The following is a 19,800-nucleotide window of genomic DNA, read 5'->3' as shown; positions in this document are numbered from 1 at the left end:
TTTATCGCCCTTTGGGCATCGGGACATGACATGGACGTTTGCCAGTTCGCCTTTCTTGCGCGCCAACCTTCTGCTGCCTTGAAAAGCCGTTCTACCTTCCTGGGCTTGCCCAAGCGCGGGTTGGCGTTGGTACTGGCGAACGCCATGTTCTGGCAGCCCCTGCTGGCTCAGGCGGACGGCATTGCCGTGAGCGGACCGGGTACGAGCCTTGGGCAGGCGGGTAACGGCGTTCCGATCGTCAACATCGCTGCGCCCAACGCTAACGGGCTATCGCACAACCAATTCCACGACTACAACGTCGGCGCCAACGGGGTCATTCTCAATAACGCGACCAGCCGGACCCAATCCACCCAATTGGGTGGCATCATCGTGGGTAACCCAAACTTCAATGGCAGCGCCGCCAGCGTCATCCTCAACGAGGTGAATGGCGGCAGCCCCAGCCAATTGCGTGGCTACACCGAAGTGGCGGGGCAGTCGGCCCATGTGATTGTGGCCAACCCCTATGGCATCAGTTGCAACGGTTGCGGCTTTATCAACACCCCTCAAGCCACCCTCACCACGGGCAAGGCGGTCATCGAAAACGGCCAGATCAGCCGCTACCAAGTGGATCAGGGCAACGTCGCCATCGAAGGCACCGGCCTGAACGCCAGCAACGTCGATCAGTTCGAAATCATCACCCGCGCCACCACCCTCAACGCGCAGCTCCAGGCGAAAAAGCTCACCATCGTAGCGGGTCGCAATGATGTGGATGCGCGCACGCTGAACGCCACGGCGCGTGCGGCGGACGGCAGCAAGGTACCGGACCTGGCGATTGACTCGTCGGCGCTGGGCGGCATGTATGTGGGTGCGGTCAAGTTGGTGGGGACCGAGGCCGGCGTAGGGGTGAAACTGTCCGGGGACATGGTCGCCGGTGGTGATATCCAGATTGATGCAGCGGGCAATGTGGTCATGGGCCAGACCTCGGCCGGTACGGCAGTGGCGGTCAAAGCAGCCAGCGTAGAGGCCAAGGGCGCCGTGTATGCCGGTACTGACTTGTCGGTGACCACCCAAGGCGCACTGACCAATCAGCAAACGCTGGCGGCCAGGGACAGCATCACACTGGACGCTGCTGGGCGGTTGACCAACAACGGGATCATCGAAGCGGGCGTCAATGCGGATAACAGCCGCAATGCCCAAGGCGATGTGCGCTTAAAAGCAAATAGCATCGACAACAGCGGCAAGACGGTGATCGCCAGCCGTGACTTGACCATCAACACGGGCAACCTGGCCAACCAGGGTGGCACCTTGAGCGCTCAACGCGATGCGCAACTGAACGCGTCGACTCTGGACAACCAGAACCAGGGCCGCATCCTCAGCGCGGGCAACCTGGGAATCGACGCCAATCAACTGCTTAACAGCCAAGGCGGATTGGTCACCAGCACGGGCAACTTGACGGCGGGCATCGGGCAACTGATCAACCGCAGTGGCGAGCTGTCGAGCCAGGCTCAAGTCGTGCTGCAATTGGCAGCGCTGGACAATGTGGCGGGCCTGGTGTCGGCAGGTCAATCGTTGAGCCTCAACGCATCAGGTCTGGTCAATAACCAGAGCGGTCGAATTGCAGCGCGTCAGTCGGTGCAGGTCAATACCGGCGCTCTAGACAACAGTCAAAAGGGCGCGCTCAACAGCCAAGACTCTCTGACGTTGAATCTCAACCAAGGGCACTGGGATAACCGCAACGGTCTGATCAACGCCAGCGGTCAATTGACCCTTAACAACCTCAAGACTGTCGATAACCGTCAAGGCGAAATCTCCAGCACGCAGTCATTCCTCCTGGCCGCCAATAGCCTCGACAACGACGCGGGTAAAGTGCTCAGCGACCAAGACTTGACCCTGCGTATCGCCGGAGCGATGAACACTGCTTTGGGCATGGTTTCGGCGTCGAACCTCTACATCAACGCCGCGAGCCTGAACAACCAGGGCGGCAAGCTCGGCGCACGTAATCATCTGACAACGAACATCACAGGTCTGCTGGATAACCGCACCGGCGAGCTTCTGGCAACCGACCTTGCGTCCACCACCGGTGAACTGAACAACGACCGCGGCCGCCTGCAAGGCGATCGCTCCCTGGTGCTCAACAGCGGCGTGGTGTCCAACCAGCGCGGGACATTGGCGGCAGGTGCAACCGCTACCCTCAATGCATCCCGCCTGGACAACAGCGTAGGCACGTTCACCAGCGACGGCGCGTTGGTCGCGGCGATCACCGGGCAATTGCTCAACCAGACCGGTCTGTTTGCCGCCAAAGGTGATGCACGCCTCAACCTGGGTCGCCTTGATAACCAACAAGGCACGCTTGTCGCCCATAACCTCACTGTGCAATCGAGCGGCCCGCTGAATAACCAGCGTGGCACCTTGCGCGGTGATGTCGCGTTCAACTTGAGCGCTGGCCAAGTGGATAACAGCGAGGGCGGCCGCATCAGCGCGGGCCAAATGCTGAATGCTGGCGTCAGTGGTCTGGATCAGCACAACGATGGCCGATTCTTCGGCCAGGGGGATGTGCGCCTCGATCTCAATAACGGTCATTTGAACAACCAGGGTGGCACGATCAACGCCCCAGGCCAATTACTGCTGAGCAACCTCGCCAGCGTCGATAACCAGGGCGGCGAAATTTCCAGCACCCAGGCGTTCACCCTGGCCGCGGACACCCTGAATAACCACCACGCCAAGCTCCTCAGCGAGCAGGGTTTGACCGTGCGCATCGCCCACGCACTCGATAACACGCAAGGCTTGATCTCGGCTAAAACCCTGGACGTGCGCGCCGCCAGCCTGACTAACCAAGGTGGCACGCTCAGCGCCGGCGATGGCTTGATCGCGCAGATCGACGGCGCACTGGATAACCGCAGTGGCAAGCTGTTGGCGCGCACGGCATCGGTCAACAGTACGTCGCTGGATAACCGCGAGGGCCTGCTGCAAGGCGACGCGATGCTCTCGCTCAACAGCGTGGGCCTGATCGACAATCGCCAGGGCACGCTGTTCGCCGGGCAGGCGATGGACATCACCTCGACGCGCTTGGACAACAGCGGCGGGAAGCTGACCAGCGACGGTCGCCTTACCGCGTTGCTCAGCGCGTATCTGCTGAACCAGGCTGGTCTGTTCAGCGCAACCGGCCCATTACGGGTGAGCACGGCAAGCCTGGACAATAGCGCCAAAGGCAATATCCACAGCCAGGCGGGTGTAGCCCTGGACCTGAACCACGGCCATCTGAACAACCAAGGCGGTTTGATTCATGCGCCGGGTGCGCTGCTACTGAGCAACTTAAGCAGTGTTGATAACCAGGGCGGGGAAATTTCCAGTGCCCAGGCCCTGGTGTTTACCGCAGGCAGCCTCGACAACCGGGGCGGCAAGTTGCTCAGCGAGCAAGGGCTTGTGGTGCGCGTTGCCAACGCGCTGGACAACACCAAAGGCCTGGTCGCCGCCACGGGGTTGGACCTGCACGCAAACAGCCTGGTTAACGCCGAAGGCCAGCTCAAAGTCCGCGATGATCTGACGCTGTCCGTCGACACGGCCCTTGACAATCGCCACGGTGAAATCGTCGGTGCTACCACCACCTTGAGCAGTATGAGCCTGGATAACAGCCAGGGGCTGTTGCAAGGGGATCGGTTACTTGACGTCACCACCCGTGGTATCGCGATCAACCGTGGCGGCCGTTTTGTCAGCGGTGAGCAGGCGGACCTGGCGATGGGTCAATTCGATAACCGTGGCGGCAGCGTAACGGCAGCCGGGCCGATGCAGGTAAGCGGCACGCAGCTGGATAACCGCGAGGGTGGCTTGCTCAATGCACGCCAGTCGCTGGTGATGAAGGTTGATAACCTGAACAACCAAGGCGGCGAAGTTTCCAGCCTCTCCGACCTGTCATTTAACGGCAGGCAGTTCGACAACAGCCACAAAGGTCGCCTTCTGGCGAACGGCGCACTGAGTCTGGAACTCGACCAACTGAACAACCAGCAAGGCACCGTGCGCAGTGACAAGCGCCTAACCCTGCAAACCACCACATTGAACAACGACAGCGGCCGCCTCAGCAGCGGCGCGGCGTTGAACCTGACCGCCAACGGCGTTCTGAGCAACCGCAGCGGCGAGCTGCTTAGCGCAATGGCGTTGACCGTGAGCAGCGCCAGCATCGACAACAGCGGCGGCAAAATGATCGGTGACGGCGCGGTGCGCATCACGACCGGCGCGTTGAATAACCAGAGCGGCGGGCGCCTCACCAGTGCCGATCTCCTGGACCTGACGGCAGGGCAGGTGGATAACCGTTTTGACGGCCATATCGCCAGTAACAAGGCACTGACCGCCAGCCTCACCGGCCTGGATCAGCGCAACGGTGGCCAGCTCTACAGCACCCGCGATTTAAGCCTGGACATGAACCTCGGCGTTCTCAACAACGCCGGTGGCCTGATCCACGCGCCAGGGCAATTGCTGTTGAAAAACCTCGCCTCCGTCGCCAACCAGCACGGCGAAATTTCCAGCGAGCGTAGCTTTGTCCTGGCTGCGAAAAGTCTGGATAACAGCGACGGCCATGTGCTCAGTGACCAGGCGCTGACCCTCAAAGTCGACCAAGCGCTGATCAACCTCAAGGGCGTCATTGCTGCCGCAGGCCTGACTGTGCAAGCAGAGCGACTGGATAACTCCAGCGGCGTATTCAGCAGTTCCAAAGACCTGGCGTTAACGTTGGGGGCCGACCTGCTTAACGATGACGGCGAAGTCTCCAGCAGCGGCGCCACAGTGGTCAACGCGATGACCCTGAACAACCGCAACGACGGTCATGTGATGGGCGACATCAGCCTCGACCTGACAACCACCGGCGCGCTGTCCAACCAAGGCGGCACCTTGGGTGCCGGCCAGCGTTTGAACGTGACCGCGGCCAGCCTGGATAACAGCCAGTCCGGCAGCCTGGCGACCGATGGCAGCCTGACGCTGAAGGTCGATGGCCTGCTTGATAACCAAGCCAAAGGTGCTGTGCTCGCCAAAGGCGTGATGGACATCCAGGCTGGGAGTGTGGACAACCGCACCGGTCGCCTGTCCGGACAGAACCTGCTGACCCTGCGCAGCAATAGCTTGGACAACCGTGGCGGAGCGGTGCGCGCCAATCAGGGCCTGAACCTGCATGTCGGCCAAGTCGACAACCGCGAAGGCGTGCTAAACAGCAAGCAGGCGCTGGTGCTTGCCGGCCAGTCCTTGAACAACCAGAACGGCCTGACCAGCGCGATTGGCCCGGTACGCCTGACCCTCGATACCGTCGAAAACGCCAAGGGACGCATTGCCAGCCAGGATGATCTGGACGCCACGGTTGGCGTGCTGAATCAGCAGGGCGGTCAGTGGGTCGCCCAGGGCAATCTGAGCCTCAACGCTGACACCTTGGATAACCAAGATGGCGGCCTGCTCGCCGCGACAAAAGTGCTGAAACTCAAGGTCGGCAGTACCGACAACCGCAGCGGGGAAATCTCCAGCCAGCAGAGCATCGACTTCAGCGGCACGCGTCTGAATAACAGCGGCGGCAAGTTGTTGGCCGGTACTGGGCTGGAATTGGTCATGGCCGAGGTGATCAATCAGGCCAAAGGTTTGATCTTTGCCCAGGACGCTCGGCTTACCGGCACTGCTGTCGATAACACCGATGGCACTGTTGGCGCTCAGCGTGCTTTGGCACTTCAACTGAAGGCAGGCCTGGACAACACCGGCGGCAAGCTCACCAGCGAAGGCTCCATGGAGCTGGCAGGCCAGCGCATCGACAACACCCGCGGCAAGATCTCCAGCGCAGGACCGCTGACCCTTGCGAGCGCAGCGGCGCTAATCAACCAAGGTGGCACCGTCGAAAGCGGCCAAAACCTCACACTGACCAGTGCCAGCCTGGAGAACACCAACGGCCTGCTCAAAAGCCAAGGCCTGGCGACGGTCAACACCGGACTGTTCACCAACGGCATCGACGGCCGCGTGATCAGCGCCGACAAGCTCGACCTCCGCGCCACCCAGCTCAACAACAGCGGGCATATCGGCAGCGTCGGCGCCATGAATGCCAGCCTTACCGGCCTGACGCAGCTGGGCGGCGCCGAACTGGTCAGCACCACGCAACTCAACCTTGACCTGCACAATGGCGAACTGGTGAACGCAGGGGTGATCAACGCACCCCTGCTGACACTCGACAAACTCGCCACTGTCAACAACCAGTACGGCGAAATCTCCAGCCAAAACGCCTTCACCCTGGTCGCAAAAAACCTGGATAACAGCAACGGCAAACTGATCAGCAACCAGGCACTGACCCTGCGTGTGGAGCAACTGCTGGCCAACCTCAAAGGCCATATCAACGCCGCCAGCCTCGATGCCCGCAGCACTCGCCTGGACAACACCGAAGGCCTGCTCAGTGGCCGTGGCGATGTCACCCTCAGCGCCAGCGAATGGTTCGATAACCAACGCGGTAGCGTGATCGCTGACGGCGCCTTGTTGCTGACCAGCGCAACGCTGGACAACCGCAACGGCGAGATCGCAGGCAAGGCGCTTGCGACGATCAACGCGAGCAAACTCGACAACCAGAACGGCAAGCTGATCAGCACCGACGCCCTCAACCTACGCGGCGCAAATCTCGATAACCGCAACGGTCTGGTAGGCGCCACAAAAGCGCTGAAACTCGACGTGGCGACTGTCGACAACCGCAGCGGCGAATTGACCGGCAACGCCGACGTCAGCGTCACCGGCCAACAACTCAACAACAGCGACAAGGGCGTGGTGTTCGCAGGCGGTACGTTGAACCTTGCCGTTGATCAACTCATCAACCGCACCCTCGGTGAACTCAACGGCCAACGCTTGATCCTGACCGGCACATCGCTGGATAACAACGGCGGCAAACTGCTCAGCCAGGAATCGCTAAAGCTGGATCTCGCAGGTGATTTCGACAACAGCCAAGGTGTGCTTAGCAGTGAAGATGCGTTGGCCGTCAAGGCCCGTAGCCTGAACAACAGCAAAGGCAGCCTGTCCAGCGCCAAGGGCTTGAGCGTCTCCGTCACCGACAGCCTCAACAACAGCGAAGGCAAACTGGTTACCGACGGCGGCCTGACCCTGCAAAGCGCCAATCTGGGTAACCAGCAAGGCATCATCAGCGGCAAAGGCCCGGTCACGGTTAGCACCGGAGGGCTGAACAACCAAAACGGCCGCCTCAACAGCGGCGATACCCTGGACTTGACCACCGCACAGTTGAACAACGGCGGCAGCATCGGCAGCGCCAAGGCGCTAACCGTCAGCGTCACCGGTTTGGATCAGCAGGGCGGCAAGCTGTTCAGCAACGCGGGTTTGAGTTTCGACCTGAACAACGCTCAACTGAACAACCAAGGCGGATTGATCAACGCTATTGGCCCACTGACGCTCAACCACCTCAGTAGCGTCAATAATCAGGGCGGTGAAATCTCCAGCGCCCAAGCCTTCACCTTGGCCGCGCAAAGTCTGGATAACAGCAACGGCAAGCTGCTGAGTAATCAGGACCTGACCCTGCGCGTCAATCAAACCCTGGCTAACCTGAAAGGCCTGATCGGCGGCGCCAGCCTCGACGCTCACGCAGGTTCCGTCGACAACCGTGGCGGCACGCTCAATAGCCGCAGCGACTTGCAACTGACCAGCGATGGCTTGTTGAGCAACCAGGACCAAGGCTTGATCAGTGCCAAGCAATCCTTGAACCTCAACGCTGCCAGCCTCAACACGGGCAATGGCGGTGAAGTCTCGGCCAAAGGCGCGTTGACCGCGAACCTCAACGCTCTGGCACTGGCGGGCGGCCGCGTGGTGGGCGAGCAGGGGATGACCCTGGACCTCAACAACAGCGACTTGGACAACCGCAACGGCCTGCTGCTGACTAACGGCCCGCTGACCCTGAAAAACCTGCGTGACCTGAATAACCAAGGCGGCGAAATCTCCAGCCAGCAAAGCTTCGCTCTGACGGCGCGCAGCCTGGACAACAGCGCCGGCAAGCTGATCAGCAGCCAAGTGCTGACTGTCAACGCGTCCACGATGAACAACACCGCAAGAGGCCTGCTGTCCGGCTGGCAAGGTCTGAACGTCAGGGGTGACAACCTCGACAACCGTGACAACGGCACGCTCTCCAGCCGCAGCGGTGCAATTGACGTGCGCCTGAGTGGCGCGTTGCAGAACAACAACGAAGGCGCGCTGGTTAGCCAAGGCCGTTTGGGCGTCAGTGCCGCCAGTCTGGATAACAGTGGCAAAGGCGTGCTGTCCAGTGGCGACGGGCAAACGCTCACCGTGGCCGGTGCGTTGACCAACGTCGATGGCGGTTTGATCGAAAGCGGCAACACGCTGGATCTGCAGGCGGCAACGCTGATCAACCAAGGCACGATCAATGCCCAACAAGCGATGACTGTCGTCGGCACCGACCTGAACAACAACGGCGGCACGTTGGCGACCAACGGCCGCCTGACCCTCAACCTGCTCGGCACCCTCAACAACAGCGGCGGCAGCATTGCCAGTTCCGGCCCCTTGTTGCTTCAACGGGCGATGCAGGTCAACAACGACGCCAAGGGTAAAATCATCAGCCAAAGTCTGTTGACGTTGTTCAGCGGTGGCCTGAACAACAGCGGCAGCGGCACCCTCGCTGGTAAAGACCGCGTAGCGATCACCAGCAGCGGTATCGTGCAGAACAACACCGACGGTCTGATCTACAGCCAGGACGCCGATGTGCAGTTGACCGCGGTGGGATTGAACAACGCCAAAGGCAAGGTGCAGGGTCAAACCGGCCTGGGCCTGAACATCAGCGGCGACCTCAATAACCAAGGCGGCACGCTCCAGGCCCATAGCCTGAACCTGAATGCCAACCGCCTCGACAACCAGAGCGGCTTCATCGCTGCGCAGACCGGCGATGCAGTGGTCAACGCCAACTACTTTGCCAATGCCAATGGTGGGATGTATGCCACCGGCTTGATGCGAGTCAGCGGTGTGCAACTGGACAACAGCGCCGGGCAGATTGCAGGTCGTGCGGTTGAGCTGAACGCCGGTGGCGCGCTGATCAACCGCAGCGGTGTGATTGAAAGCGACAGTACCCTGAGCGTGACGGGCGGCAGCGTCGACAACCAAAACGGGCAACTGCGCGCGCTGGGCCGCAGCGGCAAAACCAGCTTCCAGCTCGGCGGTGCATTCGATAACCGTAATGGTCGACTGGAAACCTCCAACGCTGACCTGACCCTGAATGCCGGCGGCTTCCTGAACCAGGGCGGGAGCCTGTTGCACGGCGGCACCGGCACTTTTGATATCGCCACCGCCAACCTGATCAATGCCGGCGGCAACCTGGTGACCCGTGGCGGCCTGACTCTGGCCGCAGACAGCTGGACCAACAGCAGCGTGATCCAGGCCGGACGCTTGACGGTCAACGTCAATACCCTGAACCAGACCGCCAGCGGCCAGTTACTCGCCTCCGACAGCCTGACGGGCAACGGCGGCAACTGGAACAACGACGGCCTGATCGCCAGTGACGGCACGGCCAATCTGACGCTGGCCGGCAGCTACGGCGGTAACGGGCGCTATAGCAGCCTGGGCAACCTGGGCCTGAGCGCTGCGCAGATAACCGTGAATGAAACCGCCAGCGTGGCTGGCAGTGGCACTTCCCAACTGACCACCGGGGGCCAACTGCTCAACCGTGGGCGTTTGACCTCCAGCGGCGACTTGCGCATCAACGCTGGCAGCATTGTGAACACCGGCACGTTTGGGGCTTCGCAAAACCTGGTGCTGACGGCCCAAAGCTTGCTCAACGATCACGCTGCAAGCGGTGTCGGCGCACGCGGATTCCTGTTCAGCGGCCAGGACTCGACCTTCAACCTGGGCAGCCTGACCAACAACTATTCGGACATCTACAGCCTGGGCAACCTCACGGTAGCGGGTGTAGCCGGTGGAACCCAGGCGCAGAGCGTGCGTAACGTTTCCGCCAGCATCGAGAGCATGGGCGACCTCCGAATCGCGGCCAACGACGTGGTCAACGAGCGCGAAAAATTCAAGCTCAACCAGCAGTTGACGTCCGTGGGCGTGGGCATTCGGTGCACCCAGCATTGCAGCGGCGGTTGGAGTGACCGACGCCCTGCGGTGACCTTGAGCCGTACCGTGTCGAGTGTGCTTGAGATCGACTCGCCTTCGGCCACCCTTAGCGCCGGGCGCAACATGGTGGTTACCGGGCAGAACTTCACCAACCGCTACAGCGTGGTGTCGGCCGCCAATGACCTATCGATTACTGGCGAAAACATCCTCAACCAGGCAGCTACCGGTGGTTCCGGTTCTCAGAGCCAGGAATACGGCGGTATTACCAAAATCTCCAAGGGCCAGTACAACCAGATGGTCGCCGCGGTGCAGGCCTATAACCGCGCGCACCCGCAGGGTTCGCCAGTGGATGAGGCGGCGTTTGCGGACTTGATGGCGCGGTTCAGTCCGTCGCTGTTTCCCGGTATCAACCAGCCCATCGCCGTACAAGGCGGCACCCAAGTGGTGGCCCCGGCGATTATTCAGGCCGGTGGCAATGCTGCGCTCACCGCCAGTAAAAGCATCAACAACATCAACGTGATCAAGACCGCGCAGGCGGTGGGTGGGCGTTCGCTGGACACCGGCGTAGGCGCCAATAAAACCCAGGTGGTTGTGCTCAATGCACAGTTGCCACCCGACCTTGCCCAACAGCAGGTCAACCCCCTGACCCTGCCGGGCTTCGGTTTGCCCAGCGGGCAGAACGGATTGTTTCGTTTAAGTGGCCAAAGCGGCACGACGGGGCAGGCGGGCACTGTTAATCAGAATTGGACGCTGGGCAGCGCCAGCCTCGATCCGAGCCAGCGCCAGCAAGCGCTGCCATCCACCCATGGCCGCGTGATTCAAGTCGGCGAAGCGGCGCAAGTAGCCACCAGCACGCGTCAGGTCGCCGTGGCTGCCCGTGAAGCGGGTTTGCTTAATGCGGTCGCCAGCGCCATCGATACCGGCGGTGTAGGCAGCGCCGATGTGCAAATCCGGCTGCCGGGACGCACCAACGGTGCCGACATCACCCGCGTTGACGGCATTGACGCGCGCAATCCCGCGGGTGTTTCCCAGCCTGCGGTCGATGGTTCGCGGCCGGGCATCGGCCTGCCTGCCGTCACGCCAGGCGATAGGGTTGTGCATACGTCGTCAGACGGGGCTCTCCCTGATCTGAGTGTGCCGGGCTTGTCGACCAATGCGCGCAGTACCGACGTTGCGGCGATCGCTGCGTCGGAGACCCAACTGCCGGGCCTTACCCCGGCTGTCCAGGACGTACTCGCTGGCGGTCACATACAACCACCCGTCGTCAGCCAGCCCACGGCATTGGCCGGCCAAACCATCAGCCGCGTCCAGGGCCTGCCGGACAGCCGTGCCGTATCGCAGCCGCACAAATACCTGATCGAAACCAACCCGGTACTCACCGACCTCAAGCAATTCATGAGCTCGGACTACCTGCTGCAAGGCCTGGGTTACAACCCAGACGAAAGCTGGAAGCGCCTGGGCGATGGCCTGTACGAACAGCGTCTGGTTCAGCAGGCCGTGCAAGCGCGCACCGGCCAACGCCTTATCGACGGTCAGACCACCGACGAAAAACTGTTCAAGTACTTGATGGACAACGCCATCAGCAGCAAGCAGCAGCTGAACCTGTCGATGGGCGTCAGCCTCACCTCACAACAGGTCGCAGCCCTGACGCATGACATCGTGTGGCTGGAAGAGCACGAAGTGAACGGTGAAAAAGTCCTGGTGCCGGTGCTGTACCTGGCCCAGGCCAATAACCGTCTTGCCCCCACCGGAGCCTTGATCGCCGGTAACGACCTGAACCTGATTGCCGGTGAAAACCTGGTCAACGCCGGCACCCTGCGCGCCACCAACAACCTGTCGGCCAAAGCCGCCAATGATGTGACCAACAGCGGGCTGATCGAAGCAGGCAACCGCCTGGACCTGCTGGCGGGCAACAACATCGTCAACAAAGCCGGAGGCATCATCAAAGGGCGAGATGTGACGCTGACCGCCATCAATGGCGATGTGATCAACGAGCGCAGCGTGACCGGTTGGGATGACAAAGGGGCAGGGTATTCGCAGCATCGCGATTATGTGGACAGCGCTGCGCGGGTTGAGGCGGCGAATGATCTGGACATCGGCGCCGGGCGAGACTTTGCCAGTGTCGGTGGTGCTCTGCAAAGCGGTCGCGACACGACCATTGTCGCTGGGCGCGATGCCAGCTTAGTCGCCGCCGAAGAACGCAATGCGATGGATATGGGCAAGCGCCTGCAATCCAGCAGCGCCACACAACACGGCTCCGATGTGGATGCCGGGCGCGATGTGAATGTCAAGGCGGGACGAGACATCGCAGCGATCGCCAGTCAGATCGATGCCAAGCGCGACATCAACATGCGTGCTGGCGGTGATTTGATTCTGGCTTCGGCTGCAGATGAGGAACATTCCTCCCGCAAAAGCAAAAAGGAGAAACGTCAGGAAGATCATGTCAGTCAGGTTTCGACCGCGCTGAGTGCGGGTGAGGATGTATCGCTGGGTGCGGGTAAGGATCTGGCGATGATTGCCAGCCGGATCACTGCGGGGGACGAGGCATACCTGGTTGCTGGCGGTAAATTGGCGCTGCTGTCGGCAGAAGACAGCGATTATTCGCTGTATGACATGAAGAAGAAGGGGAGTTGGGGCACCAAGAAAACCCAGCGTGACGAGGTGACTAAAGTCACCAACATCGGTAGTGAAATTAAAACCGGTGGCGATCTTACGATTCAGAGCCAGGGTGATCAGAAGTACCAGGCTGCCAAGTTGCAAAGTGGCAATGACCTGACCATTGCCAGTGGCGGTAGTGTGACGTTTGAAGGTGTTAAGGACCTTCATCAGGAAAGCCACGAGAAGTCCAATAACAATGCTTTTTGGGTGTCATCCAAAGGCAAAGGCAATACCGACGAAACCGTGCGTCAAACGCAAATGGCTGCCGCAGGCGCTATTGCGATCAAAGCGGTGGATGGTTTGAAAATTGATGTAACGCAGGTCAATCAGCAAACGGTTAGTCAGTCCATTGATGCAATGGTCAAAGCTGATCCGCAATTGGCATGGATAAAGGATGCAGAAAGGCGTGGCGATGTAGATTGGCATCAAGTTAAGGAAATTCACGAGAGTTTCAAATACAGCAACTCCGGACTTGGTCCTGCGTCGCAGATCATTATCGCGATCGTGATGGCTACTGTCGTAGGGCCTATGGCTGCGACTGCGGCGGGTGGTGGTGGTGTCACGGCGGCGGCGGTGGGGGCTGTTGCTTCAGGTGCCGCGACTAATGCAACCGTCAGCGTTATCAATAATCGGGGCAATCTGGGGGCAGTGTTCAAGGACGTCACCTCATCGGATGCGATTAAGGGCTACGTGATATCGGGCGTGACGGCAGGCCTGACGAAAGGGCTTTTCGATGGTTGGACAGGCACGCAGACCAATCCAAACACAGGGGCCGTTATCACTTCGCCAGCCCTCAACACCTGGACCGGCGTTGGCCAGTTTGCGGCGAACCAAGCCTTGCAGAACGGTACGTCGACTTTGCTGAGCAAAGCGCTCGGACAAGGTGGTGACTTTGGTGATGCACTCAAAGGCGCATTGTTCAATACATTGGCAGCCGCAAGCTTCAATGCTGTGGGGGATTACACCAAGGGCAAACTGACTGATGGCTACCCGCCGAAGATATTGGTGCATGCGATGGTCGGTGGATTACTTGCCCAGGCGACCGGTGGGGACTTCAAGACCGGCGCGTTGGCGGCGGGTATTAACGAAGCGGCTGTAGTTCAGTTGGATTCGTTGGTTCGCGGCGATAAGAATCTGCTCTCCATGAGTTCCCAGATAGTTGGGGTCTTGGCGGCGGCTTCCCAGACGGATGCGGATGCGAAGTCTATGGAGAAGGGCGGTTGGGTAGCGAAGAACGCCACACAATACAACTATCAGGGGCATACCGACGATTACAATAAGAAGCGTGGGGCATGTTCGATTAACCCTACCGCCAACGGATGTTCCACGATCTTGAAAATGGAGGGGACATCGTCAAGCGACCTGGGTGATGTCATTATTCATCAGGATGATAGCGGTAAGATTGTTAGTTATACATTGAAGGATGAAGTCAGCGGAAAGCCCTTTATAACGATGGAGCCGCTGGAATATAAAATATATATTACAGCGCCCGATGCTGTTCGGCAGGGATATAAAAGTGCATCTCAGTGGAATCTGGATATAGCCTCAGGGCTGGCTTACGGTTTTGAGGGTAACAGTTCAAAAGCTTCCGAGGGTTTGGTTTCGGTTGTTACCAATCCGGGGTACTGGGGTGAAGTGGGATTGGGCATGGCACTCTCGCTGGCTCCAGGTGGCGGGTTCGCCCGCTGGGGAGCTAGCAGTGAAGCAACAACAGTTTCCGTATTCCGTAAAATGTCGGTGGCAGAAGCGGATGCAACCTTGGGAGCTATGAAGCTGCAGCCTGCAATCCCTAAGACGAACTCCAGCAAATACTTGTCGGAATCGATGTCGAAAGTTGAAGCATTCCAGAATAATGGCGCTTTGGGCGTGGATCAAAAAATCGTGGAATTTGTTCTTGACAAGCGTGGCTATGATGCAATGATGTCGAAAGCGGTGGATCAAAGTGCTTCTAAAGGTATTGATGCGATAAAAATAAACTTAGAAGGTATTGACCCAGTTTCTAATTTTCGAAATATCGGGGTGCCTCCTTCGCTATTGGAATCATTCAATTCACTTGTTAAACACGTTAAAGTAGTTGGAGAGTAGCCGTGAACGAATCTGATTTTAATGATATTAAGAAACAATTGATTAGGTACCTCTCAACCGGGCTTGTCGAAAATGCAATTGAATATTTCAAAACCCGCTCGCATTCACTGTCTGAGTCTGCATGTGCTGAATGTTTAGGTGATATATGTTTCTATCAGCGTGACTTTGCCCAGGCTATTAAGCATTATGAAGTCGCTACCCAGTTGGCCCCAGATCAAGTCATAGCTCGATATCTTTTCCTTGCAGGCGTATCGAATGAGCGCGCGTCAAATGTTGTCGACGCATTCAAATATTATCAGGCCGCCATTGAAGCCGAACCCTCATTTGTCGATACGTATCTTGAACTCGGTGCGATGTTGGTTAAGGTGGGAGATCTTGAAGGCGCCTTGCAGTGTTATGAGGATGCTATGGAAATAGAACCTACAGACTTGGCCATTCATGAAAGTCTGGTGTCGATTTTGGGGGAACTTCACAAGCGTACTCCGGAAAAATATGCTGATAAGTATTTAGCGGTCAACGCGGAAATTGAAAAAATTAAGCATTCCGGAAAGTCGACACCCTCGAACCGTCAAGCTGCGTGGTGAGTAAAATTGATAAAGAGGATCCTTAAGGGGCGGATTTATTGAATTTGAGGTGGGTGACGAAACGAATTGAGTGATGATGCTGTATCTAATCGGGCCGACAATCGCCTCGCGCTGAATGGCGGGCTGATGGGGTAAACTGTGTTTGACCCTGAGGGATCCACTGTTCGTTTTGTTGATGAGGTTGAAAAAAATGCAGGGGTTGATATCGAACATAGAGGCCGTGGTAGTCCGAAGTTAGATGTGGGAAAAAATAGAAAAAATCTGTCCCCTTTTGTACTATCACTTCCAGGTGATACGTAATAGCAAGACTGGAGGAATAACAAATGCCTTTATCACTATGCCGCCGATGACAAACTGATGGCTAGTTTGGCTTGGCTTGAGAGCCTCAAGGAGTCGTTTGTTTCAACGGGTCTGGATTATGAAGACCTTTACGAATTGATAGAGGCTTCTATGGCGAGGGGGAAGATTAATTTTCCAGCGCTTATCTATAACGCCTCGCGGGGATTTGGCTTTTCTGTGAGTGAAGGATTTTTTTACTCTCTTGATCAGGACTGGGACGTTCCAGAAGATTTCAATGAGGTCAGTTTCTTTCTGGGTGAAGTGGGAACTTCAAGTATCCCAGTGCCTGACTACGTTTTCCTGATGAAAGTTGCAGCTGATGTTTACTCTGCATTCTTTCCTGATGATAGGGGCAGTATTCTAAGGTCTGCTGAAAGATTAGAAGAGCGCTACTCAAAGAAGTCTCCAGTCTAGTTTAGGACGTTTATTCAAGATAAAAATGGGCGGATTTATTTGTTATTCATTTGCTAGGCTGAATAGAAAATAAATCTGTCTCATTTTTCTGTTGGGGAAGTTTTAAAGTATTCAAAAAGTCTTAGTCCTGAAGATTTTATACCGAGGTAGATTTCATGAAGTTGAATTACAGTCAGTCTAATGGGCTCGAGAACTTCTTTTGCGGGCAAGGCAGAGAGGAGGTCAGGAAGGTTATAGGTTTGCCATATAAGGTTTTTCCTAAAACTGAATTGTCAGAAAATTCAATTGACGCCTTTGGTGACGCTGTCATGCAAGTTTGGTACAACTGCTCTAATGAGTTGTTGGGGGTGGAGGTCTATTTTCCTAATGCTTGTTTTTATTATGATGGCAAGCAGGTTTTAGGTCTGCCTATTGAGGCAGTTGAGAGTTTTTTTGTGGCTGAGGGCGTGTCTTTTGAAGTGGAGAAAGATAAAACCGGCATAAACGTTAACCAGAATTCGGTCAGGTTTTATGCTCCTGATATGGATGATTTAGGGGGCGAGCCACGGTAGAGGCTGTATACGTTGGCTTTAAGTAGGGGCGGGACTTTAATTTAAAAGTTAGCCTTGATTACTGCGGTGCAACAGGACTTGGAAGGGTTGCGTCGACATTCTTTTTTCTCAAGCAATGCAACATACTCTGTACGGTGGTAAGCAAAGCAGTGGGGGACATATGGGACCAGGACAGGAAGGAAAGACAGTCTTCACTGAAAGTTGAGAGGAAATAGGGGGCAGACCCTGAGGGATCCGCACAAATTTATTCCAGGCTCTGCGTCTGATGATGCACCTCATCACGCAGAGCATGCTCCAATGTTTTTAGGTGTTTTCGGTCACCGAAACCTGTGAAACTGCGCCCATACTCCAGGCCAAAACGCCACAATGGAAGTACTCGCTTCTCTTTGAGGATGTTGCTTTGATAGCGCTGTTCCAAATGGTTATCCCTTGCCTGCAATCCTGCTAGGAAGATGAGGTAGCTGGCTAAAGCGGCAATCAACAACACTTCGATGCGCTTTGGGCAATGGCTTCGATGCAGATTCAGGCCCAATCCCAGGTGCTCCCTTTTTACATCTCGGAAGCCCTCTTCGATCTGCATGCGGCGCTTATAAATCGCCACGATTTTTGCTGGGGTCCACTCTATTTGCGGCAAGTTACTTGCAAGCAACCACGGCTCGCACTCACGTCTGGCAGACTGCCGGCTTCGCTTGCTTCTGGCAACTGTGCTCGTAACACTTTGGCGTTTACGACCCTTCGCTGAGTGGCGAACGCAGTACAAATCGACGAAGTGAGGAGCGCTACGCGTCATCTCGACACGGCCTAAGCGGAAAGAGGGGGCAGTCCAGGGTTTTGTAAAGGTAATCAGCATTTCTCTTTGAAACATGTGAATGGTGGTCTGACCCCCTATTTACAGGGGCCGTTATCACTTCGCCAGCCCTCAACACCTGGACCGGCGTTGGCCAGTTTGCGGCGAACCAAGCCTTGCAGAACGGTACGTCGACTTTGCTGAGCAAAGCGCTCGGACAAGGTGGTGACTTTGGTGATGCACTCAAAGGCGCATTGTTCAATACATTGGCTGCAGCAAGTTTTAATGCCATTGGCGACTACACCCATGGGGTACTGACGGAAGGCTACCCTCCTAAAATTGTGGTTCATGCAATGGTGGGTGGCTTGCTCTCTAAGGCCACAGGCGGGGACTTCAGAACGGGGGCTTTGGCAGCCGGGATCAACGAAGCTCTAGTCGTTCATCTGGACTCTTTGGTTAAAGGCGATAAGACCCTTTTGTCCATGAGTTCACAGATTGTGGGAGTGCTGGCAGCGGCTTCGCAGAAGGATGCTGATGCTAAGTCGATCGAGAAGGGTGGCTGGGTTGCGAAGAATGCTACGCAATACAATTTCGGGGAGCATCTTCCGGCAGGATTGGCGCAGTGCGGGCAGGCGTCAACTACCCTCGCCGAATACATGCAGAAACAGGGGTATTCTGCTGAAGAAGCTGCGCAAGCGCAGTTGGCCCTTGCACAAGGTCAAGGTTTTGATGGGCCACAGCCTGCGAATGAGTTTGTGAAGGCGTGGGCCATGTTCATGGCCGGAGAGCTGACAGGTGTAGGCATTGCGGCAGTTTTAGGTAAGATGGGATTGTGGGGTGCAAAAGCAACGGCGATTGAGTTTTTGCCGAAGGCTACCCGAAATAGTGCAGGACAGATTGAGGCCAATGTTAGCCAAGGCAGCGCCATAAAGACCCTTGAGTCTAATGGTTATATAAAATCTATTTCCCAGGATGGCTCAGTTACTGTGTTAACTAACGGTGAGAAAACATATCGTTTCTATCCAGCTTCGACGTCCACTGGGCAACCCTCCGCCTCGTTGACTGTAGAAGGGCTGAAAAAACCCACCGCGAAAATCAGATTCACAGAGGAGTAGTGATGGCTATTTCTAGAGTTGAAGATTTAGAATTGACTTTTTTCCTTGATAGGTTGACAGGTATTATTGACTTTAATAAAGATCTGCCGATGAAAGTGTTTACTAGTGGAGGGCTTTCGTTTTGGTTCTTTGAGAGACCATTGTTGTGTTATGTTGATGTGTGTGTCGGGTTGATCTTGAAGAGTGTTTCCAGTTTTAAGTCAGATGTATTTATAAAGTTTTCAGGAGGTGAAGCATTGGAAAAAACTTGTTTTTCTGTCGATGGAAGTGATTTGGAGAGAGACGTTTTTTGGTTGAATAAACGGTTTGAAAGTTTTTTTGATGGCGCGGTTGGTTATCCAATTATTCTATGCGATAGCGCATGCGATTGGATCGTCTTTGAAAGTGCATATGAGGAATTTGGTGTAATTGCTGTAAGGGATTCAGCGCTAAATGAAGAATTTAATGAGTATTTGGATTTAAATTTTATTTCGAAGGATACGTTAGCTGAGTTGGCAGCGGGTTCCTCAGTAGAAGGTAAAACAGCAAAAGCTCTGATGTCTTCGTATTGTAGCTAGTTTCCTTTAATCGCTGAATGGGAGCGAAAAGGGGACGGATTTATTTTTTATCCATTTGCTAGGCTGTAATTTTTTAAGAAAGGAGGTTACCTATGCCCAGAATGGGACGCATCGTTTCGGCAGACTATCCGCATCACGTTGTACAGCGTGGTGTTTGCTGCTGAAGAAAATTGCCAGCGTTATGTGAGCGACCTCCGAGAGCTCAAGAACGCATTTGGAATAAAACTATATGTCTATTGTTTGACGATAAATCATGTCCATTTGTTAGTGGCACTAGGCAAATCAGTGGCGGGACTAGGGCAGTTAATCAAGGTGCTTGCCGCTCGGGCTACTCGATATCGAAAAAAGTTAGAGGGTCGTACAGGTACGTTATGGGAGAGTCGATATAAATCAAGTTTGGTACAAACAGCGAATTATTTGCTTGCGTGCTGTCGGTATATTGAACTGAATCCAGTACGTGCCTGCATGGTAGCTGATGCAGTAGATTATCCATGGTCAAGTTATAACGCCCGTGTGGGGCATGCGGTTAATGGGGTCTGACCCTGGGGAGTCAAGAATCCCGGATATAAAGTTTTATATGAGTTTTCGAATCAAAAAGTTGAGGTATAGGCTAAAGCGTTCATTCGGTCCAATGGTTTTGATAACATTGTTAGTACTAGGACA

6 protein-coding genes and 2 pseudogenes are annotated in these 19,800 nt (G+C 56.2%); 7 read left to right on the top strand and 1 reads right to left on the bottom strand.

The window, feature by feature from the left end; genetic code table 11:
- The first annotated feature begins 30 nt into the window (after positions 1-30).
- From LUU92_RS19830 to LUU92_RS19815, 4 genes are all read left to right on the top strand, one after another.
- Entirely contained in the window at positions 31-14,790 is a 14,760-nt protein-coding gene (locus LUU92_RS19830; protein ID WP_257102536.1) for a two-partner secretion domain-containing protein, read from the top strand.
- A 2-nt stretch (positions 14,791-14,792) separates the two neighbouring features.
- Positions 14,793-15,374 (top strand): tetratricopeptide repeat protein, encoded by a 582-nt coding sequence (locus LUU92_RS19825; RefSeq protein ID WP_257102535.1) that lies wholly within the window; start codon positions 14,793-14,795, stop codon positions 15,372-15,374.
- Positions 15,375-15,731: 357 nt separating this feature from the next.
- Positions 15,732-16,127: a hypothetical protein gene (locus tag LUU92_RS19820; RefSeq protein WP_257102534.1), complete on the top strand. Its 396-nt coding sequence runs from the start codon at positions 15,732-15,734 to the stop codon at positions 16,125-16,127.
- Positions 16,128-16,282: 155 nt separating this feature from the next.
- On the top strand, positions 16,283-16,678 hold the full coding sequence (locus LUU92_RS19815) for a hypothetical protein (protein WP_257102533.1): 396 nt from the start codon (positions 16,283-16,285) through the stop codon (positions 16,676-16,678).
- A 244-nt stretch (positions 16,679-16,922) separates the two neighbouring features.
- Here LUU92_RS19815 and LUU92_RS19810 read toward each other — a convergent pair whose 3' ends face one another.
- A complete protein-coding gene (locus LUU92_RS19810; RefSeq protein ID WP_371322064.1) occupies positions 16,923-17,468 on the bottom strand; it encodes a transposase in 546 nt (181 codons plus the stop codon).
- A gap of 113 nt (positions 17,469-17,581) precedes the next feature.
- On the opposite strand from LUU92_RS19810, the pseudogene LUU92_RS29275 reads away from it, so the two are divergent.
- The 3 genes and pseudogenes from LUU92_RS29275 to LUU92_RS19795 all read left to right on the top strand — a co-directional run.
- A pseudogene (locus tag LUU92_RS29275) lies at positions 17,582-18,067 on the top strand (DUF637 domain-containing protein); the annotation flags it as partial.
- 515 nt (positions 18,068-18,582) lie between these two features.
- The gene (locus LUU92_RS19800) at positions 18,583-19,137 is read left to right on the top strand and encodes a hypothetical protein (RefSeq protein ID WP_083351490.1); all 555 of its coding nucleotides are present in this window, start codon (positions 18,583-18,585) and stop codon (positions 19,135-19,137) included.
- A gap of 92 nt (positions 19,138-19,229) precedes the next feature.
- Positions 19,230-19,650 (top strand): annotated as a pseudogene (locus LUU92_RS19795) (transposase); the annotation flags it as partial.
- Positions 19,651-19,800: the final 150 nt, after the last annotated feature.

Source organism: Pseudomonas extremorientalis (assembly GCF_024584605.1).
GTDB classification, from domain to species: Bacteria; Pseudomonadota; Gammaproteobacteria; order Pseudomonadales; family Pseudomonadaceae; genus Aquipseudomonas; species Aquipseudomonas extremorientalis.
Note: the sequence above shows the minus strand (reverse complement) of the source record. Positions and strands in the feature narration are given on the sequence as shown.